Below are 22,813 nucleotides of genomic sequence, written 5' to 3'. Positions count from 1 at the left end.
CTACCCGGCAATGCACCGGGGAACCGCTGGTGCCGGCAGGCTCGCCAGCTCGATGCGGTCGCGGCCGTTGCGCTTGGCGGCGTAGAGCGCCTCGTCGGCATTGGCGTGTAGGCTGGTGCCGTCCAGCGGCCCCCTCCCGGCGCACAGGCCGATCGAGACGGTCACGCCGGTCAATTCGTCATGAAGCAGGCGCCAGGGCACGCGCCGCAGGGCGCGGCGGATGGTCGTCGCCACCTCCTTCGCAGCCTCGATCGACGCGTCGCCGAGCAGGACGCCGAATTCCTCGCCGCCGATCCGGGCGACCAGCGCCGAAGCCTGGGTGACCTGGGCCGCGATGACTTCGGCGATGGCCTTGAGGCAGGCATCTCCGACGAGATGGCCGAAGCGATCATTGATTGTCTTGAAGTGGTCGACGTCGATCATCATCAGCGCCAGCGGCTCCGGCCGGGCGGCGGCATCGGCGAGGCGGGTGACGAAGCGGCGGCGATTGGCGAGGCCGGTCAGGCCGTCGGTTTCCGCCAGCTCCGCCAACGCCGCATTGGCCCGGCGCAGCGCCTCCTGCGCTTCCAGCAGTTCCATCTGCTGGCGCTTGGCGACGGTGATGTCGGCATGGGTGAAGAAGCTGACACCACCCTTGCCATGCCGCGCGATCAGCCGGAGCCAACGCTGGCCCGGCAACTCGATCTCGAAGGGCACGCCGTCATAGCGCAGACCGTTGCTGATCGCCGCGCGCCAGGCGCCCATGGGCGAGGCGCCGCGCCAGCACCAGGCGATGATCTCGTCCAGCGTGCGGCCGACCACAGGAGTGCCGCTGGGCAGGTCGTAGAGCCGCCGGAAGGCGTTGTTGGTCGCGATCACCCGCTGCTTCGCATCGAGAATGGTGGCGCCGTCGGGGATGAAGCGAAGCGCGTCAATGACCGGCAACACCAGTTCGGGGGCCGCCTCGGAAGGCGTCTCGACATCGAGTGTCTGCCAGAGCCGCACGCGGCCGCCATCCGGAGCCCGCAGCGAGGAGGCGCGCAGCTTGCGGCCGTTGTGGATGAATTCGAAGGGCTGTGTCTGGTTCTCGTGGCGGGTCACGCCTTCGGCGACATGCCGCGCGATCTCCGGCATCTCCTCGGGCGAGAGACGGAGCCGATAGAAGCGCTGAAGATTGTCGGCATAGGGTTCACCGACATAGATCTCGCCCACGTCCTCGGGGAATATCTGCAGGAAGGTCTGGTTCCAGCACAGCGCCCGCATCTCGCCATCGTATTCGCAAACGCCGATACCGAGGGCGTCAAGCGAGTCGAGCAGATAGCGCGAGAGCTTCATCCGGCCCCCTATAGCGCAGAGCCGTTAACAACCGGTGAGATCGGCTCTTAAGATCAGCCGACCTTGCCGTAACCTGCGAACTTCGCCGAGACGCGCTCCATCTCCGCCGCATCGAGGATGACCGGCTCGAGCCCCGAGGCGAGCAGGTCGAGATACTGCCCGGCGAGGTTCTCGACCTCGGCGACGATGGTGTGCGCCCCCGCCAGGCTCGCGCCCAGCGCGATCACGCCATGATTGGCGAGCAGCACCGCCTTGCGTCCCTCCAGCGCACTAACCGCATTCTCCGCCAGTTCCGGCGAGCCGAAGGTGGCGTAGTCGGCGCAGCGGACGTCGGCGCCGCCGCAAAGCGCGATCATGTAGTGGAAGGCAGGGATGCCGCGCCGCGCGCAGGACAGCGCCGTGGCGCGCGGCGAATGGGTGTGGACGATCGCCTGCGCATCAGGTCGCGCCTTGTAGATCGCGACATGGAACGGCCATTCCGATGACGGCTTTCGGCTGCCGCTCAGGACCGTCCCGTCGAGGGCGACGTGGATCAGGTCCTCCGGCTTGGTTCGCGCATAGGGCAGGCCCGACGGCGTGAGGAGGAATCCGTCGCCGAAGCGGGCGGAGACATTGCCGGATTTCGACGGGCAGAAGCCAGCCTTGTCGATCGCCTGCGCGACCGCGACGATGTCCTCGCGCAATGCCTGTTCGCTCATGCCGCTTGTCCCTGTGCGAGGTCCGGAAACAGCCGGGCCAGGCCCTCGGCACTCGCCGGCGCGATGCCACGTTCGGTGATCAGCCCGGTGACGAGCCGCGCCGGCGTCACGTCAAAAGCCGGATTGCAGGCCGCGCTGCCCGGCGCCGCGACCTGGAAGAAGCCGGTGCGACCATCCTCAGCCTGTCCGAACAGGTGCGTGACCTCGCGCTGGCTGCGTTCCTCGATCGGAATGTCTTTCAACCCGTCCTGCAGCGTCCAGTCGATCGTCGGTGAGGGCAGCGCCACATAGAACGGCACGCCGTTGTCCTTGGCCGCCAGCGCCTTGAGATAGGTGCCGATCTTGTTGGCGACGTCGCCGCTGGCGGTCGTCCGGTCGGTGCCGACGATCACCATGTCGACCTGCCCGTGCTGCATCAGATGGCCGCCGGCATTGTCGACGATCACCGCATGCGGCACGCCATGGCTGCCGAGCTCATAGGCTGTCAGCGCCGCGCCCTGGTTGCGCGGCCGGGTCTCGTCGACCCAGACATGGACCGGGATGCCGGCATCGTGAGCCAGATAGATCGGCGCCAGCGCCGTGCCCCAGTCGACGGTGGCGAGCCAGCCGGCATTGCAATGGGTCAGGATGTTGACCGGCTCGCCTGCCGTCTTTCTCGCCGCGATCTCGCGGATCACGCCGAGGCCATGCTCGCCGATGGCATGGCAGAGCGCGACATCCTCGTCGCAGATCGCCCCCGCCTCGGCATAGGCCGCAGCGACGCGCTCGGCTTGCGGCAGGCCGGTCAGGCGCCGCCGCATCCGCGCCAGTGCCCAGTGCAGGTTGACCGCCGTCGGCCGGGTCGCGCCGAGCAATGCAAGCGCCTGCTCCAGGGCCGCGTCGGAGGCATCGACGCGCAAAGCCAGCGCGACGCCGTAGGCCGCGGTCGCGCCGATGAGGGGGGCGCCCCGCACAGTCATGTGGCGGATCGCATGCGCGGCTTCTTCGGCCGTCGCCAGCCTCACCGTCTCGAAATGGAAGGGCAGCCGCGTCTGGTCGATGACGACAACGCCCCAGCCGTCCTCGTCGAGCCAGATGGTGCGGTAATGCCGCCCGTGGATCTTCATCGCCTCAATGCCCCCCGAAGGAGACCAGCGTGCGCACCGGCACGCCGAGCCGCCTGACCCTGTCGGCGCCGCCGAGGTCCGGCAGGTCGATGATGAAGCAGGCGGCGACGACCTCGGCCCCGAGCGAAGAGAGCAGCTTCACCGCCGCCTCGGCCGTGCCGCCGGTGGCGACGAGGTCGTCGACCAGCAGCACCCGCTCGCCGCGCGAGACCGCGTCCCTGTGCACCTCGATCTCGTCGTCGCCATATTCGAGCGAATACGGCATGCCGACCGTCTCATGCGGCAGCTTGCCCTTCTTGCGCACCGGCACGAAGCCGGCCGAGAGCTGGTGCGCCACGGCGCCGCCGAGGATGAAGCCGCGCGCTTCGATCCCAGCGATCTTGGCGATCTTCAGCCCGGCGAAAGGCTGCACCAGTTCGTCCACGGCACGACGGAAGGCACGGGCATCGCCGAGCAGCGTGGTGATGTCGCGGAACTGGATTCCCGGCGCCGGATAGTCGGGGATCGTCCGGATCGCATTCTTCAGATCGTCGAGCGCGCTGCGGTCCATGACAAAGTCCATCGGCTGGGGCGGCTCCTCTTAACCCGAGGTGGCCGGTCCGGGAAAGCCGGCGCAGTGTCAGCCCTGCGCCGTCAGCACGCGCCCGGCCACCGCGTCGAGCTTGGCCACGAGGTTGGGGTCGCGATGCTCTGGTGCCGTGACGATGGCGAAGTCCAGCGCGTTGTGCGAGCCGGCCGGGCAGGCTTCGCGCTCGCGCGGGAAGTCGGCGGCGAGCCGCGCCACCAGCCGGCGGGCCTTGTCGGCATTGGCGTGCAGCACCGCGATCACGGAGGCGACGTCGACCGCTCCATGCTCCTCGTGCCAGCAATCATAGTCGGTCACCATTGCGACGGTGGCGTAGGTGATCTCGGCCTCGCGCGCGAGCTTCGCCTCCGGCATCGCCGTCATGCCGATCAGGTCGTAACCGAGGCCTTTGTAGGTCAGCGATTCCGCCAGCGTCGAGAATTGCGGGCCTTCCATGGTGACGAGCGTACCGCCCTTGACGAACGGCAGGTCCTCCGCCGTCGCCGCAGCGGCGATCCGCCCCTGCAAGGCCGGGCCGACCGGATGCGCCACCGAGACATGGGCGACGCAACCCTTGCCGAAGAAGGAGCTGGCGCGACCTGCCGTGCGATCGACGAACTGGTCGACCAGCACGAACAGGCCGGGATAGAGCTCGGCCTTGTAGGAGCCGCAGGCCGAGAGCGAGACGAGATCGGTCACCCCTGCCCGCTTCAGCACGTCGATATTGGCGCGGTAGTTGATCTCCGAGGGCGGGATCGCATGGCCGCGGCCATGGCGGGGCAGGAAGACGATTCTGGTCTCTCCCATCCGCCCGATCCGGAGCACGTCGGACGGCTCGCCCCAGGGGCTCTCGATCCGCTCCTCGCGCAGATCTGTCAGGCCCGGCAGGTCATAGATGCCGGACCCGCCGATGATGCCCAGAACCGCTTCAGCCATGCCTCAGCCTCCGATGATTGCCCGGATAAGGATCGAGATTCGTGACAGCCGTAACACGGCTGCGCAGACGATCGAATGTGGCCGATAAACGAAAAGGGCCCCGTCTCCGGGGCCCTTTCGAACTCAGATCTCGCTCAGTGCGCCGAGGCGTGGTCGGGCAGGCGCGACCAGATCTTCTTCTTGGTGAAGTAGAGCAGGCCGGCGAAGAGCGCCAGGAAGATCATCACCTGGAAGCCCATGCGCTTGCGCGCCTCGAGATGCGGCTCCGCCATCCAGACCATGAAGGCGGCGACGTCCTTGGAGTACTGCTCGACCGTCTCCGGCACCGGCGACTTGCCGTCCGCACCCTTCGGGTACTCGACCTGGCCGTCGCTCAGCGGCTTCGGCATCGCGATCAGGTGGCCGGGCATGTAGTTGTTGTAGTTCTGCCCCGGCAGCAGCGTCACGCCGGCCGGCGGCTCGGCATAGCCGGTCAGGAGCGCGACGATATAGTCCGGCCCCTGCTCCTGATACTGGGTGAAGATGTCGAAGATGAAGGTGGGGAAGCCGCGCGTATAGGTGCGCGCCTTGGCCAGCATGTCGATCGGCGGCGGATAGGCGCCGCCATTGGCGGCACGAGCCGCCTGCTCGTTCGCGAACGGCGCCGGGAAGGCGTCGGCCGGACGGCCGGGGCGCTCGAACATCTCACCCGCGTCGTTCGGGCCGTCCTTGATGTTGGTGTAGCTCGCGGCGAGCGCCGCGACCTGCGACGGGGTGAAGCCAGGGCCGCCCGGCTGCGACAGGTTGCGGAACCGGATCAGGTTCATCGCGTGGCAGTTGGCGCAGACTTCCTTGGCGACCTTGAAGCCGCGCTGCAGCTGGGCCTGGTCGAACTTGCCGAACGGACCGGCGAACGACCAGCTCTGCGCCGGCGGCTTCGGAGCGCCTTCGGCAGCCAGGACAGGCGCGGAGACGGCAAGGGTCAGGCCAGTGACGAGACAGGCGAGCGACAGGCGGAGGGACATCTTGCTCATGGTCTCGTTCAGCCCTTGGCCTGCGGTGCCGCGGCGGTGGCGTGGCCGAGGCGCGCGCCCGAGCCGCCGAGCACCGAGTCGGCGATGGAGGTCGGCAGCGGGGCCGGCCGTTCGAAGATGCCGATCAGCGCCAGCGCCACGAAGAAGCCGAAATACAGCACCGTCAGGATGCGCGAGATCGTCACATAGGGCTCGTCCGCCGGCATGGCGCCGAGATAGCCGAGGCCGATGCAGACCAGGACGAACATCCAGAAGAACTGGCGCGCGATCGGGCGGTAGGTCATCGACTTGACCTTGGAGGTGTCGATCCAGGGCAGGAAGGCGAGGATCACGATCGCGCCGCCCATCGCCAGCACGCCGCCGAGCTTGTCGGGAATGGCGCGCAGGATGGCGTAGAACGGCAGGAAGTACCATTCCGGCACGATGTGGGCAGGCGTCGAGGCCGGGTTGGCCGGGATGTAATTGTCGGCGTGGCCCATGAAGTTCGGCTGGTAGAAGACGAACCAGGCGAAGACCAGCATGAAGCAGACCATGCCGAACAGGTCCTTGATGGTCGCATAGGGCGTGAAGGGAACGGTGTCCTTCTTGACGTCCTTGACCTCGACGCCGGTCGGGTTGTTCTGGCCGACATGGTGCAGCGCCCAGATGTGCAGGACGACGACGCCCGCGATCATGAACGGCAGCAGGAAGTGCAGCGAGAAGAAGCGGTTCAGCGTCGGGTTGTCGACCGAGTAGCCACCCCACAGGAAGGTCACGATCGTCTCGCCGATCACCGGCAGCGCCGAGAACAGGTTGGTGATGACGGTCGCGCCCCAGAAGGACATCTGGCCCCAGGGCAGCACGTAGCCCATGAACGCCGTGGCCATCATCAGCAGGAAGATGATGACGCCGAGGATCCAGAGCACCTCGCGCGGCGCCTTGTACGAGCCGTAGTACAGGCCGCGGAAGATGTGGATGTAGACCGCCACGAAGAACATCGAGGCGCCGTTGGAGTGCAGGTAGCGCAGCAGCCAGCCGAAGTTCACGTCGCGCATGATGTGCTCGACGGAGTTGAACGCCATGGTCGCGTTCGGCGTGTAGTGCATCGCCAGGATCACGCCGGTGATGATCTGCGCCACCAGCATGAACACCAGGATGCCGCCGAAGGTCCACAGCAGGTTGAGATTGCGCGGCACCGGATAGGAAACCGCGGAATCGTGCATCAGCCGCACGATCGGCAGCCGTGCATCGAGCCAGCGCTCGATCCCGGTCTTCGGTTGGTAGGTGCTGTGACCGCTCATGCTCGCCTCAAGCTCTCTCAAATCCGCTCGATGCCGTCCTCGCCTTCAGGAGGCTCAGCCGATCTTGATCTTGGTGTCCGCGGTGAACGCGTAGGGCGGCACCGGCAGGTTCAGCGGCGCGGGACCCTTGCGGATGCGGCCGGAGGAATCGTAGTGCGAGCCGTGGCAGGGGCAGAACCAGCCATCGAACTCGCCCTTCGGCTCGCCGGCGGCGTTGCCGAGCGGCACGCAGCCGAGATGGGTGCAGTTGCCGTAGACGACGAGATAGCGCTCATGGCCCGCCTTGGTGCGCTGTTCGTCGGTCTGCGGATCGCGCAGCGTCGCGACATCGACGGCCTTGGCCTCGTCGATCTCCTTCTTGGTGCGATTGCGCACGAAGATCAGCTTGCCGCGCCAAAAGAGCTTGATCGCCTGGCCTTCCGCGATCGGGGCGAGGTCGAGATCGATCGGAGCGCCGGCGGCAACGACCTGCGCGTCGGGAGCCAGCTGGCCGAGCAGAGGCACGACGAGGGCGGCGGCGCCGACGGCGCCGAAAGCGCCGGTCGTCAGCATCAGAAAATCGCGGCGGGTGGGTTCGGTGCCAGTCGTATCGGTCGCGTGCGCCACGATCCAGTTCCCTGCTCGGCGGCCGGCCTGGCCGGCTGAAACAAATCAAGCGCCCCACAGGGGCGCGGGCACACAGCCCGCCTTGCGGCGGCGCGTCGCCTGCCGCGCTCTTTGGCATGCAGTTTTGACGAAGTCTACTGTCGCGCGTGCCGCAGCCCACTGCATCGCAGCAATGCCGCCGTGCAGCCGGCTCAGGCCGGAATCCGCTCGCTGTCGGCCAATGCGAGGAAGCCACCGGACTGCCGGGCCCATAGGCGGGCATAGAGCCCGCCGCGCCGCACCAGCTCGTCATGGCTGCCCATGTCGACGATCCGGCCCTTGTCGAGCACGATCAGCCGGTCGAGCGCGGCGATGGTCGAGAGCCGATGCGCGATCGCGATCACAGTCTTTCCTTCCATCAATGTGGAAAGCTGGGCCTGAATTTCGGCCTCGACCTCCGAATCGAGCGCAGAGGTCGCCTCGTCCAGGATCAGGATCGGCGCGTCCTTGAGCAGCACGCGGGCGATCGCGATGCGCTGGCGCTGGCCACCGGAGAGCTTCACGCCGCGTTCACCGACACGCGAATCGAAACCCTGGCGTCCGTCCTGGTCGGAAAGTCCGAGAACGAAGTCGTGCGCCGCCGCCCGCTTGGCCGCCGCCGCGATCTCGTCCTGCGTCGCGCCGGTCCGGCCATAGGCGATATTGTCGCCGATCGAGCGGTGCAGCAGCGAATTGTCCTGCGTTACCATGCCGATCTGGCTGCGCAGCGATTCCTGCGTCACATGGGCGATGTCCTGCCCGTCGACCAGGATGCGGCCCGAATCGAGCGGGTAGAGGCGCAGCAGCAGGTTGACCAGCGTCGACTTGCCGGCTCCGGACGGGCCGACCAGCCCGATCTTCTCGCCCGGCTTGATCTCGAGGTCGAGATTCTCGAACAGTCCCTGCGGCTTGCCGTAATTGAAGCGGACATGCTCGAAGCGCACCCCGCCCTGAGTCACCTGGAGCGGCACCGCGTCCGGCGCATCCGGCAGGTCGTGCGGCTTGGCGATCGTCTCCATGCTCTCCTGCACCGAGCCGATATTCTCGAAGATGCCGCGCACCAGATGGATCAGCCAGCTCGACATCTGCACGAGGCGCAGTACCAGGCCGATCGAGGCGGCGACCGCGCCCGGCGTCATCTCGCCTTGGCTCCAGAGGTGCAGGCAAAGCCAGGCGGTCGCCACGACCAGAAGGCTGTTCATCGTCTGCAGGATGACGCTGACGCCGGTGATCAGCCGCGACAGGTTGAGGAAGGAGGCGTTCCAGCGCGTCAACGAGTCGCGCACGGCCGAGCGCTCGGCGTCGGCACGGGCGAAGAGCTTCACCGTCAGAATGTTCGTATAGGCATCGACGATGCGCCCGGTCGTGCTCGAGCGACCGAGCGAATTCGCCTCCGAGCGCTTCTTGGCCCGCGGCACGAAATAGATCAGCAGCGCCACATAGGCCGCCAGCCAGACGATCACCGGCATGGCGAGCCAGAGGCTGGTCGAGCCGAAGAAGCCGATCGCGACCGAGGCGAAGATCAGCGCGTACCAGAGGTCGTCGATCACCTCGATCGTCGCGCCGCGGATCGCCTGCCCGGCTTGGATCACACGCGACGAGAGCCGGCCGGCGAAATCGTTCTGGAAATAGGAGAGCGCGTGGCCGAGCGTGTAGACATGGTTGCGCCAGCGGATCTGGTTGGTGATCTGCGGCACCACCACCTGGTCGACGATGGCGTGGTTGGCGAAATAGATCAGCGGCCGCGCCACGGTGACCACGAGCGCCGCGCCGATCAGCAGCCAGCCATGCTCGCTGAAGACCTGTTCCGGTGAGTTCTTGGTCAGAAGATCGACGAACCAGCCGACCATCAGGTACATCGCGGCCTCGATGCCGGAGAAGCCGAGGCCGGTCAGCATGATCAGGGCCATCCAGCCCTTCACGCCCTTGATGTGGTGCCACATGAAGCGGAACACGCCGGTCGGCGGCGTCTGCCGCTCGTCGAAGGGCGCGAACACGTCGATGCGGCTTTCAAGGAAACGGAAAAGCGGGGCGAACATGGAGTTAGGGTGGCCCTCCTCGGGCAGCTGGCGATGACGACGCTTCGTTATATGGGTCGACTGCCAAATGAAGGCCAGAGCATGGCCGAGCTGCCGCTTGACGTGCGCCCTGCGCAGACAGCATGACCCCGCCATGCTGCGCCTCGCCCTCTACCAGCCCGACATTCCGCAGAACGCCGGCACCATGATCCGCCTGGCGGCGTGCCTCGGCATCGCCGTCGACATCGTCGAACCGGCCGCCTTCGACGTGTCCGACCGCAATTTCCGCCGTTCCGGCATGGATTACATCGAGCGGGCCGCGGTGACCCGGCATGATTCCTTTCGCGCATTCGAGGACTGGCGGCGGCAGGCCGGCCACCGCCTCGTCCTGGCCGAGACCGACGGCGCCTGCGCCCATACCGACTTCGCCTTTCGCCCGGGCGACATCGTCATGGTCGGCCGCGAGAGCGCGGGCGTGCCGCCCGAGGTCTATGCTGCGGCGCAGGCCAGCGTGCACATCCCGATGCGCCGCGATTTGCGCTCGCTCAATGTCGCCATGGCCGCGGCGATGGTAGTGGGCGAGGCATTGCGGCAGCTGCGCGCCTATCCCGCACCGGCCGACGCCTGACGAAGAGACCGCACATGACCGCACAAGCCACGCAACCCGCAGCCGTCGACCCCGCCACGGTCGAGGCCATGAAGCCGCGCGCCGCCGCCTGGTTCGAGAGCCTGCGCGACCGCATCTGCGCCGCCTTCGAGCAGGTCGAGGAGGAGGCTGCCGGCCCTTTTCCCCCTGAGACCGACAAGCCCGGCCGCTTCGTCCGCACGCCCTGGCAGCGCAGCAACCATGACGGCGCGCCGGGCGGCGGCGGCGTGATGGCGCTGATGTCGGGCCGCGTCTTCGAAAAGGTCGGCGTCCACGTCTCGACCGTGCATGGCAGCTTCGCCCCGGAATTCGCCGCGCAGATCCCGGGCGCGGCCGAGGACCCGCGCTTCCACGCCACCGGCATCTCGCTGATCGCCCATCCCTGGAACCCGCACGCGCCGACCGTGCACATGAACACCCGCTTCGTCGTGACGACCAAGCCCTGGTTCGGCGGCGGCGCCGACCTCACTCCGGTGCTCGACCGCCGGCGCAGCCAGGACGACCCCGATGCGCAGGCCTTCCATGCCGCGATGCGCAGCCCCTGCGAGGCCCATGCGGGTGTCGCCGACTACGAGCGCTTCAAGGCCTGGTGCGACGAGTACTTCCACCTCAAGCATCGCAACGAGCCGCGCGGCATCGGCGGCATCTTCTACGACTATGTCTGGACCGGCGATCCGGAAGCCGACCTCGCCTTCACCAGGGCGGTCGGCGAGGCCTTCCTCGACATCTACCCGCGCATCCTGCGCGGCAATCTGGCAACGCCCTGGACGGATGCCGAGCGCCATGAGCAGCAGGTCCGCCGCGGCCGCTATGTCGAGTTCAACCTGCTCTACGACCGCGGCACCATCTTCGGCCTGAAGACCGGCGGCAACGTCGCCTCGATCCTGTCCTCGATGCCGCCGACGGTCAGGTGGCCGTGACGTGAGCGCCGGCCCGTTGCGCGTCCTCCGCCAAATGAAGGACGCGTCCGGGAGAATCCTGCCTTAGGCCACGGTGACGGAGCGGTCGATCACGGCGGGAACGATATGGCGAGACTGACACACCAGCTTTTCGTCCGGGCCAATGAGATCACCCTCGGCGACGCGGCGGTCGACAACGAGACAAAGCAGCAGATTCGCGCCAAGACGCTCAACGTCACCGACCGTCTGGAGCAATGCGCCGTCAACGACGGAGCCAATATCCATCAGGGCAAGCCGCCCGGGCCGCATGTCCGCATCGTTCACAGAGCCCTGATGAAGCTGCGTGAAGCTTCCGCGGCGAGCCCGGATCTCAACCTCGACGAAGTCGAGGGCGAGAGCTTCAACGCGATGATCAAGGCGCTGAAGGCGACGCCGCCGATCTCGCCCGACGAGCTGAAGCGCGGCAGCTATGGCCCGTCCACGCTCGCTCTGGTCTACGCCTACAAGAAGGCCAGGGACATCCGACGCTCGGCGCAGGCAGGCGTGGACAAGGTCGTCGGCATCCAGACGATCCGCTCGCTCGATGCGGATCTCAACCTCGCCGATGCCAAGCCTGCTCCGGCTCCGGAACCGCAGGTTGCGAAGCCGATGGATATCTTCATCAAATACAGCGGCTTCGGCAAAGGCATCGCCCCGGGCTCGTGGGACCATGTCACCGACAACCTCTTTCAGAGGACATTCGTGACCCCGGCCTATCTCAATACTCACGAGAAGCCGATGATCGCCACCTTCTTCGGTGGCCGGGGCGGGCAGGATCCGACCGCAGAGGTCGTCAAGAGAGTCAGGGCCGTGCGCAGCCGCGCGCCCAAGGGGGTCACGGTCGTCGTCGCCTTCAGCGCCGGTGGGTTTTCGGCCTTGCACACCGCCGCCAAGCTGACTGGTCTCGGTATCCGCATCGATTTCGTCGGCATCGCCGACGGCGCCTTCTTCGTCGAGGATGGCGACGTGGTCGGCCTGTCGCCGGCCCGGATCAAGGCGCCGGGCAGGATCAATGCCGTCAAAACCCTCAACACCTTCCAGCAACTCGGCCACGAAGTGCTCCGCGGCAAACCGCCCAACGTCAACGCCATGGGGCTTCTGCCGGGAACTGAGGTGCATGGCTCGATCCCGGGGCTGACAGACGACGAGCTGACGGAAGCGAACGACCGGACGATCAGGGAGCTTTCTCTGAGTTCCGACAGGATCATCGAAATCCCGATGATCAGGAAACATCGTGTTTCCGATCCTGCGCACATCCGGGCCGTCGCCGCCGGCCAGGACAAGATCAGCGCCGAGGTGTCCCGCCTGTTCGCGCCTTGACCTCGGCGCCGGCGGCCTTCGCCAGCAGCGCCATCTGCTCGTCCCGCCCTGCCGGACAGCCCGCCTCGATCCAGGCCTCCCGCGCCGCTTCGAGCACCTGCCCGACCTTCGGACCGGCGCCGACACCGAGCGCCAGCACATCCTTGCCTGTCGGCAGGAAGGGCGGCGTCCGCGCCAGATCGGCGATCAGCGCCTGCTTCTCGGTCGATGCGCCATCCGCTCCCAGCAGGACCAGCCCGCCAGCGACGGCATCATTTCCGATGCGATGAGCCAGGCGGCGCAAGCGCGCGATCTCCGATAGCTTTCCTCTTCCCGATAGCGCCTCCAGCGCCGCGGCGATGCCGGAAATCCGCTCGAACTCGGAATTCGAGAGCCGCAGCCGCTCGCGCAGCCGGAGCGCATCCTCGCTGACGGCAACTGCAAGCGCCGCCAGCCGGAAGGCCGGATAGACGCCCTCCCCCGGCTCCTCGGCGATCGCAGCGAAGCGCGAGAGGCGGGGCACGCCGCCGATCACCGGCATCAGCAGGCCAGCGCCTGCCATCGCTCGCAGGGTTTCGGCGGCATTCGGCGCCGCGAGCAGCTTGCGAAGCTCCGCCCAGACCCGCTCGCGCGACAGTCCATCCAGACCGGCGCGCCCCGCGATGCAGGCGTCGAGCGCTACGCGATCCGGCTCGCCGACGCCATAGCGGGCATGGAAACGAAAGAAGCGCAGGATGCGCAGGAAATCCTCGGCGATCCGCTCGCCTGCCACACCGATGAAGCGCACCCGCCGCGCTGCGAGGTCGGCAAGCCCGTCGGCATAGTCGTGCAGCGCATCCGCCGCATCAAGACCGAGCGCATTGATGGTGAAATCGCGCCTGAGTGCGTCCTCGCGAAAGTCGCGGCCGAAGGCGACAACGGCGTGGCGGCCGTCGGTCTCGACATCGCGCCGTAATGTCGTGACCTCGAAAGGCGTGCCGTCGATCACGACGGTGACCGTGCCGTGCTCGACTCCGGTCGGCACCGCCTTGAAGCCGGCGGCGCGTACCCGCCGCATCGTCTCGTCAGGCAGGCAGGTCGTGGCGATGTCGATATCGGCGACCGGCTCGCCCAGCAGCGCATTGCGCACGGCGCCGCCGACGATGCGGGCCTCCTCGCCGTCCCGGTTCAGCGTGGAAAGCAGCGCGGCGGCATCGGCGCGCGCCAGCAGTCCGGAAAGCCGTTCGCGCTCGACGCCGGTCATCGCTTCGGCCGGTCGTCGAACTCGCCGGGGACCAGCCTGCCGTTCTCGACATGCGGCGGCACGAACGGCCCGGTATGCCGCGGCGCGACCAGGCCGGCATAGACGAAGGAGCCGATTCCGAGGATGAGCCCGACTACTGACAGCCAGAACAGATGGCGGCTCCAATGCTCGACATCGAACGGATTGCGCCGCCGGATCACGAGATAGCCCGCGAACAGGCAGAACGGCAGGACGAAGAGCAGGAACTCCTCGGTCAGCGTGCGCAGCATCCGAAATAAACCTCTTTAACCGGCGAGCCGCTCGTAGAGATTGCGGATCATGCCGGCAGTCGCTCCCCAGATATAGCGATCACCATGCGGCATCGCATAGTAGGTGCGATAGCGCCCGCGAAATTCCCGGCCATGGCGCTGGTGATTGGCCGGATCGAGCAGGAAGGCGAGCGGCGTCTCGAAGGCCTCGTCGACTTCGTGCGGGTTGATCGTCAGCGCCAATGGCGGCTCGACCAGCCCGACCACCGGCGTGACGCGATAGCCGGTGCCAGTGAGATAGGCGTCGAGATAGCCGACCGCCCTGACTTTGCAGGGGGAGAGTCCAACCTCTTCTTCCGCCTCGCGCAAGGCCGCCACCAAGGGCGACCCGTCGGTTTCATCGACGCGCCCGCCCGGGAAGGCGATCTGCGCGGAATGCTTGCGCAGCGCCGCGGCGCGCTGGGTCAGGAGCACGGTCGGCTCGCCGGGATGCAGCACGATCGGGATCAGCACGGCAGCCTCGATCGCGCTGGCCTCGTCCGGAATGTCGATCGGCTCGGATTGGAGATCGTGATCGCCGCGCGGCCGCGCGATCAGGTCGCCATGGGCGGGCGGCTCGGCCCGCAGGGCGCGCAGCAGCAGCGCCTCGATATCGCCGCCGGTCCAGAACGGCGTCTCGGCAAGCTGCTTGGCAGGATGCTGCATCACAGTCCCTCGATCTCGCTCGCCGGCGCGACGATATGGAAGGCACCGCCGGCCGTAATGCCGAACTGGGCCTGCCCATCGATCTCGCTGATCTCGCCGAGCGCCAGGAGATCATAGGTCAGCGCCCGCGTGAGCCGGGCCCAAAGCCCGCGCCGGACATGCACATAGGGTTTCACGCCCTCGTTCGCAGCCCTCTCGAAACGCAGGGCGTTGTCCGGCCCGACCGTGACGAGGTCGTCGGTGCGGGTCCGGAGGGCGATGCTGCGCTTGTCGCCCTCGCCCTCCACCGCCATCTCGACCGCTTGGAGCGGCGCATCCTCGACCTTGATCCCGACCTTCTCGACCGGGGTCACGAGAAAGTAATCGTCGCCCTGGCGCTTCAGCACCGAGGAGAACAGCTTGACCAGCGCCGGCCTGCCGATCGGCGTGCCCAGATAGAACCAGGTACCGTCCGCGGCGATGCGCATGTCGAGATCGCCGCAAAAGGGCGGGTTCCAGCGCTCCACCGGCGGCAGCCCGCGGGCAGGCCCGGCGCCGAGCGCGCCCAGCAGGCGATTCATCGCGCCTGCGGCCTCGGCAGTCATGTCACCTCGCGCTTTCGTCATCGGCATGCCGGTTGCATCGCTCTCTCGCCTTGAACTCTACATAATCGTGAAGCGGACTGTTGTGCACCGCCGCTCTCTGCCCCTTGAGCATGCTCCCCGCGAGGGTCACAGTTTGGAATCGGACAGGAAGGCCCGCGAACGCGAGGCTGAAGGAGATCGACATGGTGGCGCAAGCCCGTGATGCCAACGCCCCGATCAACCTCGACACCGGCATCGTCGAGGCGGCGGAAGCGGCCCTCGCCGCCATCGGCGCCGCCCGCACCGAGATCGGCCAGGTCATCTTCGGCCAGCAGAAGGTCGTCGATCTCTCGCTGATCACCCTTCTCGCCGGCGGCCATGGCCTGCTCGTCGGCGTGCCCGGCCTCGCCAAGACCAAGCTGGTCGAAGCGATGGGCACCGTGCTCGGCCTCTCGGCAAGGCGCGTCCAGTTCACGCCCGACCTGATGCCCTCCGACATCCTCGGCTCCGAAGTGCTCGACGAGAGCGAGGGCGGCAAGCGCCACTTCCGCTTCATCAAGGGCCCCGTCTTCGCCCAGCTGCTGATGGCGGACGAGATCAACCGCGCCTCGCCGCGCACCCAGTCGGCCCTGCTGCAGGCGATGCAGGAGCATCACGTCACCGTCGCCGGCGAGCGTCACGACCTGCCGGCGCCCTTCCACGTCCTCGCGACCCAGAACCCGATCGAGCAGGAAGGCACCTATCCGCTGCCGGAAGCCCAGCTCGATCGCTTCCTCCTGGAGATCGATGTCGGCTATCCCGACCGAGAGGCCGAGCGCCGCATTCTGCTCGAGACCACCGGCGCCGCCGAGCACAAGCCGGTGCAGGCGATGACGGCCGAGACCCTGATGTCGACGCAGCGCCTGGTCCGCCGCCTGCCGGTCGGCGAGGCGGTGGTCGACGCGATCCTCGACCTCGTCCGCTCGGCCCGCCCCGGCGACGGCGAGAAGGCGATCACCGACAAGCTCGCCTGGGGCCCCGGCCCGCGCGCCAGCCAGGCGCTGACCCTCGCCGCCCGCGCCCGCGCCCTCGTCGAAGGCCGGCTCGCGCCGTCGGTCGACGACGTCGCGGCACTCGCCGCCCCTGTCCTGAAACACCGCATCGCACTGACCTTCGCCGCCCGCGCCGATGGCGAGACGGTCGAGGGTGTCGTCGCCAAGCTCGTGGAGCGTCTGGGTTGAGGGCATTCTGATGCTGCGCACCCGCGTCCTCGGCCAATCCGAGCGCCAGCCGGGCCAGCCGGTCCTCAAGGCATCGCTCGATCTCGCCGCCCGCCTGCCCAGGCTGGTGCTGGAGGCGCGGCGGGTCTCGGCCAGCGTGCACGGCATCCATGGTCGCCGGCGCTCCGGCCCGGGCGAGACCTTCTGGCAATACCGGCCGCTGGTGACAGGCGAATCCGCCTCGCGCATCGACTGGCGTCGCTCCGCACGCGACGGCCATCTCTTCGTCAGAGAGCGCGAATGGGAGGCCTCGCACGCGATCTGGCTCTGGATCGATCGGTCGCCCTCGATGGGCTTTTCCTCCTCCCTCGCCCAGGTCAGCAAGGTCGACCGCGCCTTGATCGCCGGCTTCGCCTTGGCCGAAACGCTCGTCGAGGGTGGCGAGCGCGTCGGCCATCTCGGCCTGACCCGTCCGATGGCCTCGCGCCGCATCGTCGAAATGCTGGCTCAGGCGATCCTGGCCGATCGCCGCAATGGCGAGGCCGATCTGCCGCCGGACGAGCCGCTGCCGCGCCTGGCCGACGCGATTCTGATCACCGATGGCCTGACGCCGGCGGCGGCGCTCGCCAAGCGCATCGCCACGCTCGCGAGCAGCGGCGCCAGGGGGCATATCCTGCTGATCGCCGATCCGATCGAGGAGACCTTCCCCTTCTCCGGCCAGGCCGAATTGTTCGACCTCGAGGACGGCCTGACATTGCGGGTCGGCGATGCCGGCAAATGGGGCGAGGATTATCGCGAGAGGCTACAGGCCCATCGCGACGCCATCCGCGAAGCCTGCCGCCATGCCGGCTGGACGCTGACCCTGCACCGCACCGACCGACCGGCCAGCGAAGGCGTGCTGCGCATCGCCAGCCTGATCGCCGCCTCGCGCGGCGGCCCGGCGGGTTGAGGGAGAACGGACGATGCTCTCATCGCTGCCGATCGCCTTCTCCGCGCCGCTGGCCCTGATCGCGCTGGCCGTCCTGCCCGTGCTCTGGCTGATCCTGCGGGTGACACCGCCGCGGCCGAAGCGCATCGACTTCCCGCCGCTGAAGATCGTGCGCGACCTGATCCCGCAGCGCGAGACGCCGGCGCATACGCCCTGGTGGCTGCTGGCGCTGCGCATGGCGGTGGCGGCGCTGGCGATCCTCGCCGTCGCCGGCCCGGTCTGGAATCCGGTGCGCGACGCCGCCGCCCTGCGCGGCCCGCTGCTGCTGCTGGTCGACAACGGCTTCGGCGCCGCGACCGACTGGCTGGAACGCCAGGCCATCGCCGAGAGCCGCATCATGGCCGCCGGGCGCGAAGGCCGGCCCGTCGCGGTCGTCGGCCTTGCCGAAGCCCCAAACGAGATAGCCTTGGCCGAGCCGCAGGGCGCCCTCGAACGCTTGCGTGCACTCGCCCTGCAGCCGCATGCGCCCGATCGCGGCGCCCATCTCCAGCGGCTCGAAGCCTTCTGGCGGGCCCAGCCCCAGGCCGAGACGGTCTGGGTCGCAGACGGGCTCGGCGTCGGCGGCGGTGACGCCGATTTCCTGGCCAGGCTGAAGCAGGAAGCTGGCGCGAGCCGCCTCTCGATCCATGCCGGCCCGGCCGATCAGCGCGCCCTCGCCGCGCCCGAGAACCTCGCCGGCGCGCTGACGGTCAAGGTCCTGCGCCCGACGACGAATGCTGCGGCGAGCGGCCAGGTCCGCGCGCTCGACCTCAAGGGCCTGCCACTCGGCGACGCGCCTTTCGTCTTCGGCGGCAATGAGCTCGAAACCACCGCGCGGCTGACCTTGCCGATCGAGGTCCGCAACGCCGTCTCGCGGCTGGAGATTGCCGGCGAGCGCAGTGCCGGCGCCGTCGCTCTGCTCGACGACCGGGCCAAGCGCCGCCGCGTCGGCATCGTCTCGGGCGCCACCGCCGACACCGCCCAGCCGCTGCTCTCGCCGACCTATTACGTCTCGCGCGCTCTGTCGCCCTTCGCCGAGATCCGTGAGCCCCGCGCCGGCTCGACCGACCCGGTCGGCGAATTGCTGGCGCAGAACCTCTCCGTGCTGATCCTGGCCGATATCGGCGCGCTCGACGGCGACACCGCCGCCAAAGTCTCGACCTTCGTCGAGCGCGGCGGCGTGCTGCTGCGCTTCGCCGGAGCCCGGCTTGCCGCCTCCTCCGACGAGCTGACGCCGGTGCGCCTGCGCCGCGGCGGCCGCACCCTTGGCGGCGGCCTCTCCTGGGAAGCGCCGCGCAAGCTCGCGCCCTTCACCCGCGAGAGCCCTTTCTTCGGCTCGTCCCTCGCCGAGGACGTCCGCGTCACCCGCCAGATCCTGGCCGAGCCGGAGCCCGACCTCGCCCGCAAGACCTGGGCGGCATTGGAGGACGGCACGCCGGTCGTCACCGGCGAGCGTCGCGGCGACGGCGTGCTCGCCATGGTCCATGTCACCGCCGACACGACCTGGTCGAACCTGCCGCTCTCCGGCCTGTTCGTCGAGATGCTGCGCAAGGTCGTTGCCATGTCCGGCACGAGCCCCGCCGAGAGCCAGGGCGGCGAGATCAAGGTCGAGACCCTGTCGCCGACCCGTGTGCTCGACGGTCAGGGCGCCTTCCGCTCGCCTCCTGCGACCGCACAACCTGTCGCCCGCAACTTCACCGGCCGCGCCACGCTCGCGCATCCGCCCGGCATCTATGGCCCGACCGACGGCGCCATGGCGGTCAACACACTCGCCCCTGCCGACACGCTGGCGGCGCTCGATCTCGCCGCACTGGGAGCGCCGATGCTGCCGATCGACCAGCCCGTCGCCCGCGATATCCGCCCGCAGCTCCTCGTGCTGGCATTGCTCCTCCTCGTCGCCGACACGCTGGCGACGCTCTGGCTCGGAGGCCGGATGAACCTCGCCCGCTTCCGACGGGCGGCGCCCGCTGCGCTGCTCCTCGCTGTCGCCCTCGCGACCCTGCCCGGTCCGGATACCGCAAAGGCGCAGCAGCCGGCCCCGCCTGCCCCGCCGGCCGATCAGCGGCCGCCGGTGCCGCGCGATCTCGTCACTGCCGCGAGCGCGACCCGCCTCGCCTATGTCCTCACTGGCGACAGGACGGTCGACGACATGTCAAAGGCCGGCATGGCCGGTCTCAACATCGTTCTGGGCGCCCGCACCGCGCTGGAGCCGGGCGAGGCTGCCGGCGTCGACGTCTCCCGCGACGAGCTTGCGCTCTACCCGATCCTCTATTGGCCCGTGGTCGCCGGCCGGCCCATTCCCCCAGCCGAGACGCTGCGCAAGGTCGAGGCCTATATGAAGGGCGGCGGGCTGGTGATCTTCGACACGCGCGACGCGATGAGCACCCGCCCCGGAGGCGGCACCACGCCGGAGGGCGATCAATTGCGCCGCATGCTGCAGACGCTCGACATTCCCGAGCTGGAGCCGATCCCGCGCGACCACGTCCTGACGAAAACCTTCTACATCCTCGACGGCTTCGTCGGCCGCTATGACAGCGGCACGACCTGGGTCGAGGTGCTGCCGCCCGCGAGCGAGGACGGCCGCCGCCCGGCCCGCGCCGGCGACAACGTCTCGCCGATCGTGATCACCTCGAACGATCTCGCCGCCGCCTGGGCCGTCGGGCGGCGCGGCGAGGCGCTCGTGCCGATGTCCGGCTCCGATCCGCGCCAGCGCGAGATGGCGCTGCGCGCCGGCGTCAACCTGGTGATGTACGCGCTGACCGGCAACTACAAGGCCGATCAGGTCCATGTCCCGGCCCTGCTCGAACGCCTCGGTCAGTAGCGAAGGAAATCCCGCCCGATGTGGAGCCTGACCTTCGCCCCGCTTGTCCCGCTGTCGCTGCTGATCGGCCTTGCCGTTCTGGCCGCAGTCGCCGCCGGCATGGCGCTCGTGCTGGCTGGACGCAGCGCGATCCTGCGTGCGCTCGCGCTCACCGTGCTCGCCATTGCCCTGGCCGACCCCTCGCTCGTCTTCGAGGATCGCGAGCCGGTCAAGGACGTCGTCGCCGTCGTCGTCGACAGATCCGCCTCGAACCGCCTGGCCGATCGCTCGCAGCAGACGCAGGCCGCCCAGGCCGAGGTCGAGCGGCAATTGCGCGGCATCGCGGGTGTCGAGGCCCGTACGATCGAGGTCACCGACCAGCAGGGCGCCGGCGACGGCACCCGCCTGTTCGAGGCGCTCGCCTCCGGCCTTGCCGACGTCCCGTCCGAGCGCGTCGCCGGCGCGATCGTGCTGAGCGACGGCCTTGCCCATGACGCGCCTGCCACGGCCGAGGCGCTCGGCCTGCGCGCCCCCTTGCATGTGCTGACCACCGGCCGCGAGCGCGAGATCGATCGGCGCATCGTGCTGGTCGATTCCCCGCGCTTCGGCATCGTCGGCAAGGAGCAGAATGTCCGCCTGCGCGTCGTCGAGAAGGGCGGCCCAGGCCGGGCCGCGATCACGGTGCGCCGCGATGGCGAGATCATCGCGCGGCGCGAGGCGATCGCCGGTGAGACCGTCCAGGTGCCAGTTCGCATCGACCGCGGCGGACCGAACGTCATCGAGATCGAGGCCGCCCCGCTCGACAACGAGCTGACGCTCGCCAACAACCGCGCCGTCATCACCATCGACGGCGTCCGCGACAAGCTGCGTGTACTGCTCGTCTCGGGCGAACCGCATCCGGGCGAACGCACCTGGCGCAACCTGCTCAAGGCCGACGCCAATGTCGATCTCGTCCATTTCACCATCCTGCGCCCGCCGGAGAAGCAGGACGGCACGCCGATCAACGAGCTCTCGCTGATCGCCTTCCCGACGCGCGAGCTGTTCCAGGTCAAGATCAAGGATTTCGACCTGATCATCTTCGACCGCTACGCCAACCAGTCGATCCTGCCGCTGGTCTATTTCGACAATATCGTCCGCTATGTCCGCGACGGCGGCGCGCTCCTGATCGCGGCCGGGCCGGAATATTCCGGCGCCCAGTCGCTGGCGCGCACCCCGCTCGGCCAGATCCTGCCGGCGCAGCCCGATGGCAGTGTCTTCGACGAAGCCTATCGCGCAAGGGTCAGCGAGCCCGGCAAGCGCCACCCCGTCACGCGCGACCTGCCGGGCTCGGAGGTCGAGCCGCCGCGCTGGGGCGAATGGCTGCGCCTCGTCGGCTCCCGTGCCCGCTCGGGTTCGACCGTGATGACCGGCCCCGGCGATCGTCCGCTCTTGCTGCTGGCGCGCGAGCAGAAGGGCCGCGTCGCGCTCTTCCTCTCCGACCATGCCTGGCTCTGGGCCCGCGGCTTCCGCGATGGCGGCCCGCATCTCGATCTGCTGCGCCGGCTCGGCCACTGGCTGATGAAGGAGCCGGACCTCGAGGAGGAGGCACTGCGCGCCAGCGCCCGGGGCCGCAATATCGAGATCGAGCGCCAGACGCTCGGCGACAATCCCGCGCCTGCGATCATCACCGCGCCCGACGGCTCGACCCGCACCGTGCCCTTCGAGCCCGGCCGCCCCGGCCTCTTCGTCGCCCGCACCGCTGCGAGCGAGTTCGGCCTGCACAAGATCACCACCGAGAACCTGACCGCCTTCGCCAGCATCGGCCCGGAGAACCCGCGCGAACTGATGGAGGTGGTCAGCGATCCCGGCAAGCTCCAGGCGTTGGCCGAGGCGACTGGCGGCTCCTCGCGCCGGATCGGGCAGGAGAACGGCTCGGGCGTCACCATCCCGCGCATCGTGCCGGTCCGCTCCGGGCGGCAGTTCGCCGGTGCCGACTGGATCGGCCTGCGCATCAGCGATTCCGGCATCGTCCGCGGCGTCTCGATCTCACCGCTCTTCGTCGGGCTGATCGGCCTTGCCATCCTCTTCGGCGCACTGGTCGCTGGCTGGATCGGCGAGAGTGGGCGGAGATTCAAGCGCGAGGCTTGATCAGCGCAGCGCCACCACCGCGCCCTTGCGCTGCGCCAGCACGCCGTCTTTGAGCTCCAGCGCCAGGAAGCGCCCGGGATCGGCCGGGCCGGGCAATACGAGATGGCCGGGCTTCACCGGCTTGAAGCCGAAGCGGGCGTAGTAGGGCGCGTCGCCCACCAGCAGGATCAGCTCGTGGCCGCGTTCGCGCGCTGCCTCGATCGCGGCATTCATCAGCGCAGCGCCGATGCCGCGGCCCTCGAAGGCCGGATCGACGGTCAACGGCCCAAGCATCAGCCCCGGCCCGCCACCGGCGAGGATCGGCGTCACCCGGACCGAACCAACCAGGAAGGTGCCGACATGGCTGGCGAAGGACAGCGCTGGATCATGCGGCGCGCCTTCGCGCAGGCGCGAGGCGGTGCGGGCATAGCGGCCCGGCCCGAAGGCACGCTCGTGCAGGCGCTCGATCGCCGCGGCGTCGCCCGGCAGCTCCTGGCGGATGGTGAGGGGAAGCGAAGTCATGGTCGGGATCGCGGCATGGCCGA

General features: G+C 68.6%; 21 protein-coding genes. 7 read left to right on the top strand and 14 right to left on the bottom strand.

Annotation, left to right across the window (positions count from 1 at the left end):
* From V7S63_RS09315 to V7S63_RS09275, 9 genes are all read right to left on the bottom strand, one after another.
* On the bottom strand, positions 1-1,314 hold the full coding sequence (locus V7S63_RS09315; protein WP_336530010.1) for a GGDEF domain-containing protein: 1,314 nt from the start codon (positions 1,312-1,314) through the stop codon (positions 1-3).
* A gap of 53 nt (positions 1,315-1,367) precedes the next feature.
* A complete protein-coding gene (locus tag V7S63_RS09310) occupies positions 1,368-2,012 on the bottom strand; it encodes a class II aldolase/adducin family protein (RefSeq protein WP_336530009.1) in 645 nt (214 codons plus the stop codon).
* Entirely contained in the window at positions 2,009-3,118 is a 1,110-nt protein-coding gene (mtnA, locus tag V7S63_RS09305) for an S-methyl-5-thioribose-1-phosphate isomerase (protein WP_336530008.1), read from the bottom strand. Before mtnA ends, V7S63_RS09310 begins: the two co-directional genes overlap by 4 nt.
* Positions 3,119-3,122: 4 nt before the next feature.
* Positions 3,123-3,668, bottom strand: coding sequence for an adenine phosphoribosyltransferase (locus V7S63_RS09300; protein ID WP_336530241.1), 546 nt, complete (start codon positions 3,666-3,668; stop codon positions 3,123-3,125).
* Between the two features lie 69 nt (positions 3,669-3,737).
* A complete protein-coding gene (locus V7S63_RS09295) occupies positions 3,738-4,619 on the bottom strand; it encodes an S-methyl-5'-thioadenosine phosphorylase (protein ID WP_336530007.1) in 882 nt (293 codons plus the stop codon).
* 134 nt (positions 4,620-4,753) lie between these two features.
* Positions 4,754-5,632, bottom strand: coding sequence for a cytochrome c1 (locus V7S63_RS09290; RefSeq protein WP_336530006.1), 879 nt, complete (start codon positions 5,630-5,632; stop codon positions 4,754-4,756).
* A gap of 8 nt (positions 5,633-5,640) precedes the next feature.
* Complete coding sequence (locus V7S63_RS09285; RefSeq protein WP_091839256.1) at positions 5,641-6,912, bottom strand: cytochrome b; 1,272 nt, start codon at positions 6,910-6,912, stop codon at positions 5,641-5,643.
* 54 nt (positions 6,913-6,966) lie between these two features.
* The gene (petA, locus tag V7S63_RS09280; RefSeq protein WP_280141487.1) at positions 6,967-7,518 is read right to left on the bottom strand and encodes a ubiquinol-cytochrome c reductase iron-sulfur subunit; all 552 of its coding nucleotides are present in this window, start codon (positions 7,516-7,518) and stop codon (positions 6,967-6,969) included.
* Positions 7,519-7,709: 191 nt separating this feature from the next.
* Complete coding sequence (locus V7S63_RS09275; RefSeq protein WP_091839253.1) at positions 7,710-9,575, bottom strand: ABC transporter ATP-binding protein; 1,866 nt, start codon at positions 9,573-9,575, stop codon at positions 7,710-7,712.
* Positions 9,576-9,708: 133 nt separating this feature from the next.
* Between V7S63_RS09275 and V7S63_RS09270 the strand changes: the two genes are divergently transcribed.
* From V7S63_RS09270 to V7S63_RS09260, 3 genes are all read left to right on the top strand, one after another.
* Positions 9,709-10,182 carry a tRNA (cytidine(34)-2'-O)-methyltransferase gene (locus tag V7S63_RS09270; protein ID WP_336530005.1) on the top strand — a complete coding sequence of 158 codons (474 nt, stop codon included), beginning with the start codon at positions 9,709-9,711 and terminating at the stop codon, positions 10,180-10,182.
* Between the two features lie 68 nt (positions 10,183-10,250).
* Positions 10,251-11,120: an oxygen-dependent coproporphyrinogen oxidase gene (gene hemF, locus V7S63_RS09265; RefSeq protein WP_442896449.1), complete on the top strand. Its 870-nt coding sequence runs from the start codon at positions 10,251-10,253 to the stop codon at positions 11,118-11,120.
* Between the two features lie 105 nt (positions 11,121-11,225).
* A complete protein-coding gene (locus V7S63_RS09260) occupies positions 11,226-12,458 on the top strand; it encodes a hypothetical protein (RefSeq protein WP_100964141.1) in 1,233 nt (410 codons plus the stop codon).
* Here V7S63_RS09260 and V7S63_RS09255 read toward each other — a convergent pair.
* The 4 genes from V7S63_RS09255 to V7S63_RS09240 are packed head-to-tail and all read right to left on the bottom strand — an operon-like array spanning position 12,424 to position 15,217.
* Entirely contained in the window at positions 12,424-13,680 is a 1,257-nt protein-coding gene (locus tag V7S63_RS09255) for a CCA tRNA nucleotidyltransferase (RefSeq protein ID WP_336530003.1), read from the bottom strand. The two genes, V7S63_RS09260 and V7S63_RS09255, sit on opposite strands and share 35 nt — an antisense overlap.
* A complete protein-coding gene (locus V7S63_RS09250; protein WP_336530002.1) occupies positions 13,677-13,949 on the bottom strand; it encodes a DUF6111 family protein in 273 nt (90 codons plus the stop codon). Before V7S63_RS09250 ends, V7S63_RS09255 begins: the two co-directional genes overlap by 4 nt.
* Positions 13,950-13,964: 15 nt before the next feature.
* Positions 13,965-14,633 (bottom strand): CoA pyrophosphatase, encoded by a 669-nt coding sequence (locus V7S63_RS09245; protein WP_336530001.1) that lies wholly within the window; start codon positions 14,631-14,633, stop codon positions 13,965-13,967.
* The gene (locus V7S63_RS09240) at positions 14,633-15,217 is read right to left on the bottom strand and encodes a DUF1285 domain-containing protein (RefSeq protein WP_442896443.1); all 585 of its coding nucleotides are present in this window, start codon (positions 15,215-15,217) and stop codon (positions 14,633-14,635) included. Before V7S63_RS09240 ends, V7S63_RS09245 begins: the two co-directional genes overlap by 1 nt.
* 182 nt (positions 15,218-15,399) lie before the next feature.
* On the opposite strand from V7S63_RS09240, the gene V7S63_RS09235 reads away from it, so the two are divergent.
* The 4 genes from V7S63_RS09235 to V7S63_RS09220 are packed head-to-tail and all read left to right on the top strand — an operon-like array spanning position 15,400 to position 22,289.
* Positions 15,400-16,416 (top strand): AAA family ATPase, encoded by a 1,017-nt coding sequence (locus V7S63_RS09235; RefSeq protein ID WP_100964148.1) that lies wholly within the window; start codon positions 15,400-15,402, stop codon positions 16,414-16,416.
* Positions 16,417-16,426: 10 nt separating this feature from the next.
* Complete coding sequence (locus V7S63_RS09230; RefSeq protein WP_336530000.1) at positions 16,427-17,344, top strand: DUF58 domain-containing protein; 918 nt, start codon at positions 16,427-16,429, stop codon at positions 17,342-17,344.
* Between the two features lie 13 nt (positions 17,345-17,357).
* A complete protein-coding gene (locus V7S63_RS09225) occupies positions 17,358-20,183 on the top strand; it encodes a DUF4159 domain-containing protein (protein WP_336529999.1) in 2,826 nt (941 codons plus the stop codon).
* Positions 20,184-20,201: 18 nt separating this feature from the next.
* Positions 20,202-22,289: a hypothetical protein gene (locus V7S63_RS09220; protein ID WP_336529998.1), complete on the top strand. Its 2,088-nt coding sequence runs from the start codon at positions 20,202-20,204 to the stop codon at positions 22,287-22,289.
* Here V7S63_RS09220 and V7S63_RS09215 read toward each other — a convergent pair whose 3' ends face one another.
* Positions 22,290-22,790 carry a GNAT family N-acetyltransferase gene (locus V7S63_RS09215; protein WP_336529997.1) on the bottom strand — a complete coding sequence of 167 codons (501 nt, stop codon included), beginning with the start codon at positions 22,788-22,790 and terminating at the stop codon, positions 22,290-22,292.
* Between the last annotated feature and the right edge of the window lie 23 nt (positions 22,791-22,813).

The organism is Allobosea sp. CCNWLY174, assembly GCF_037120455.1.
Classification (GTDB): domain Bacteria; phylum Pseudomonadota; class Alphaproteobacteria; order Rhizobiales; family Beijerinckiaceae; genus Allobosea; species Allobosea lupini.
Note: the sequence above shows the minus strand (reverse complement) of the source record. Positions and strands in the feature narration are given on the sequence as shown.

Coding starts and splice junctions, on each gene's coding strand:
- V7S63_RS09225 (WP_336529999.1), top strand. CDS start 17,358: ATGCTCTCATCGCTGCCGATCGCCTTCTCCGCGCCGCTGGCCCTGATC.
- V7S63_RS09250 (WP_336530002.1), bottom strand. CDS start 13,949: ATGCTGCGCACGCTGACCGAGGAGTTCCTGCTCTTCGTCCTGCCGTTC.
- hemF (WP_442896449.1), top strand. CDS start 10,251: ATGAAGCCGCGCGCCGCCGCCTGGTTCGAGAGCCTGCGCGACCGCATC.
- V7S63_RS09290 (WP_336530006.1), bottom strand. CDS start 5,632: ATGAGCAAGATGTCCCTCCGCCTGTCGCTCGCCTGTCTCGTCACTGGC.
- V7S63_RS09230 (WP_336530000.1), top strand. CDS start 16,427: ATGCTGCGCACCCGCGTCCTCGGCCAATCCGAGCGCCAGCCGGGCCAG.
- V7S63_RS09275 (WP_091839253.1), bottom strand. CDS start 9,575: ATGTTCGCCCCGCTTTTCCGTTTCCTTGAAAGCCGCATCGACGTGTTC.
- V7S63_RS09255 (WP_336530003.1), bottom strand. CDS start 13,680: ATGACCGGCGTCGAGCGCGAACGGCTTTCCGGACTGCTGGCGCGCGCC.
- V7S63_RS09310 (WP_336530009.1), bottom strand. CDS start 2,012: ATGAGCGAACAGGCATTGCGCGAGGACATCGTCGCGGTCGCGCAGGCG.
- V7S63_RS09285 (WP_091839256.1), bottom strand. CDS start 6,912: ATGAGCGGTCACAGCACCTACCAACCGAAGACCGGGATCGAGCGCTGG.
- V7S63_RS09215 (WP_336529997.1), bottom strand. CDS start 22,790: ATGACTTCGCTTCCCCTCACCATCCGCCAGGAGCTGCCGGGCGACGCC.
- V7S63_RS09295 (WP_336530007.1), bottom strand. CDS start 4,619: ATGGCTGAAGCGGTTCTGGGCATCATCGGCGGGTCCGGCATCTATGAC.
- V7S63_RS09235 (WP_100964148.1), top strand. CDS start 15,400: ATGGTGGCGCAAGCCCGTGATGCCAACGCCCCGATCAACCTCGACACC.
- V7S63_RS09220 (WP_336529998.1), top strand. CDS start 20,202: ATGTGGAGCCTGACCTTCGCCCCGCTTGTCCCGCTGTCGCTGCTGATC.
- V7S63_RS09315 (WP_336530010.1), bottom strand. CDS start 1,314: ATGAAGCTCTCGCGCTATCTGCTCGACTCGCTTGACGCCCTCGGTATC.
- V7S63_RS09240 (WP_442896443.1), bottom strand. CDS start 15,217: ATGACTGCCGAGGCCGCAGGCGCGATGAATCGCCTGCTGGGCGCGCTC.
- mtnA (WP_336530008.1), bottom strand. CDS start 3,118: ATGAAGATCCACGGGCGGCATTACCGCACCATCTGGCTCGACGAGGAC.
- V7S63_RS09300 (WP_336530241.1), bottom strand. CDS start 3,668: ATGGACCGCAGCGCGCTCGACGATCTGAAGAATGCGATCCGGACGATC.
- V7S63_RS09260 (WP_100964141.1), top strand. CDS start 11,226: ATGGCGAGACTGACACACCAGCTTTTCGTCCGGGCCAATGAGATCACC.
- V7S63_RS09245 (WP_336530001.1), bottom strand. CDS start 14,633: ATGCAGCATCCTGCCAAGCAGCTTGCCGAGACGCCGTTCTGGACCGGC.
- V7S63_RS09270 (WP_336530005.1), top strand. CDS start 9,709: ATGCTGCGCCTCGCCCTCTACCAGCCCGACATTCCGCAGAACGCCGGC.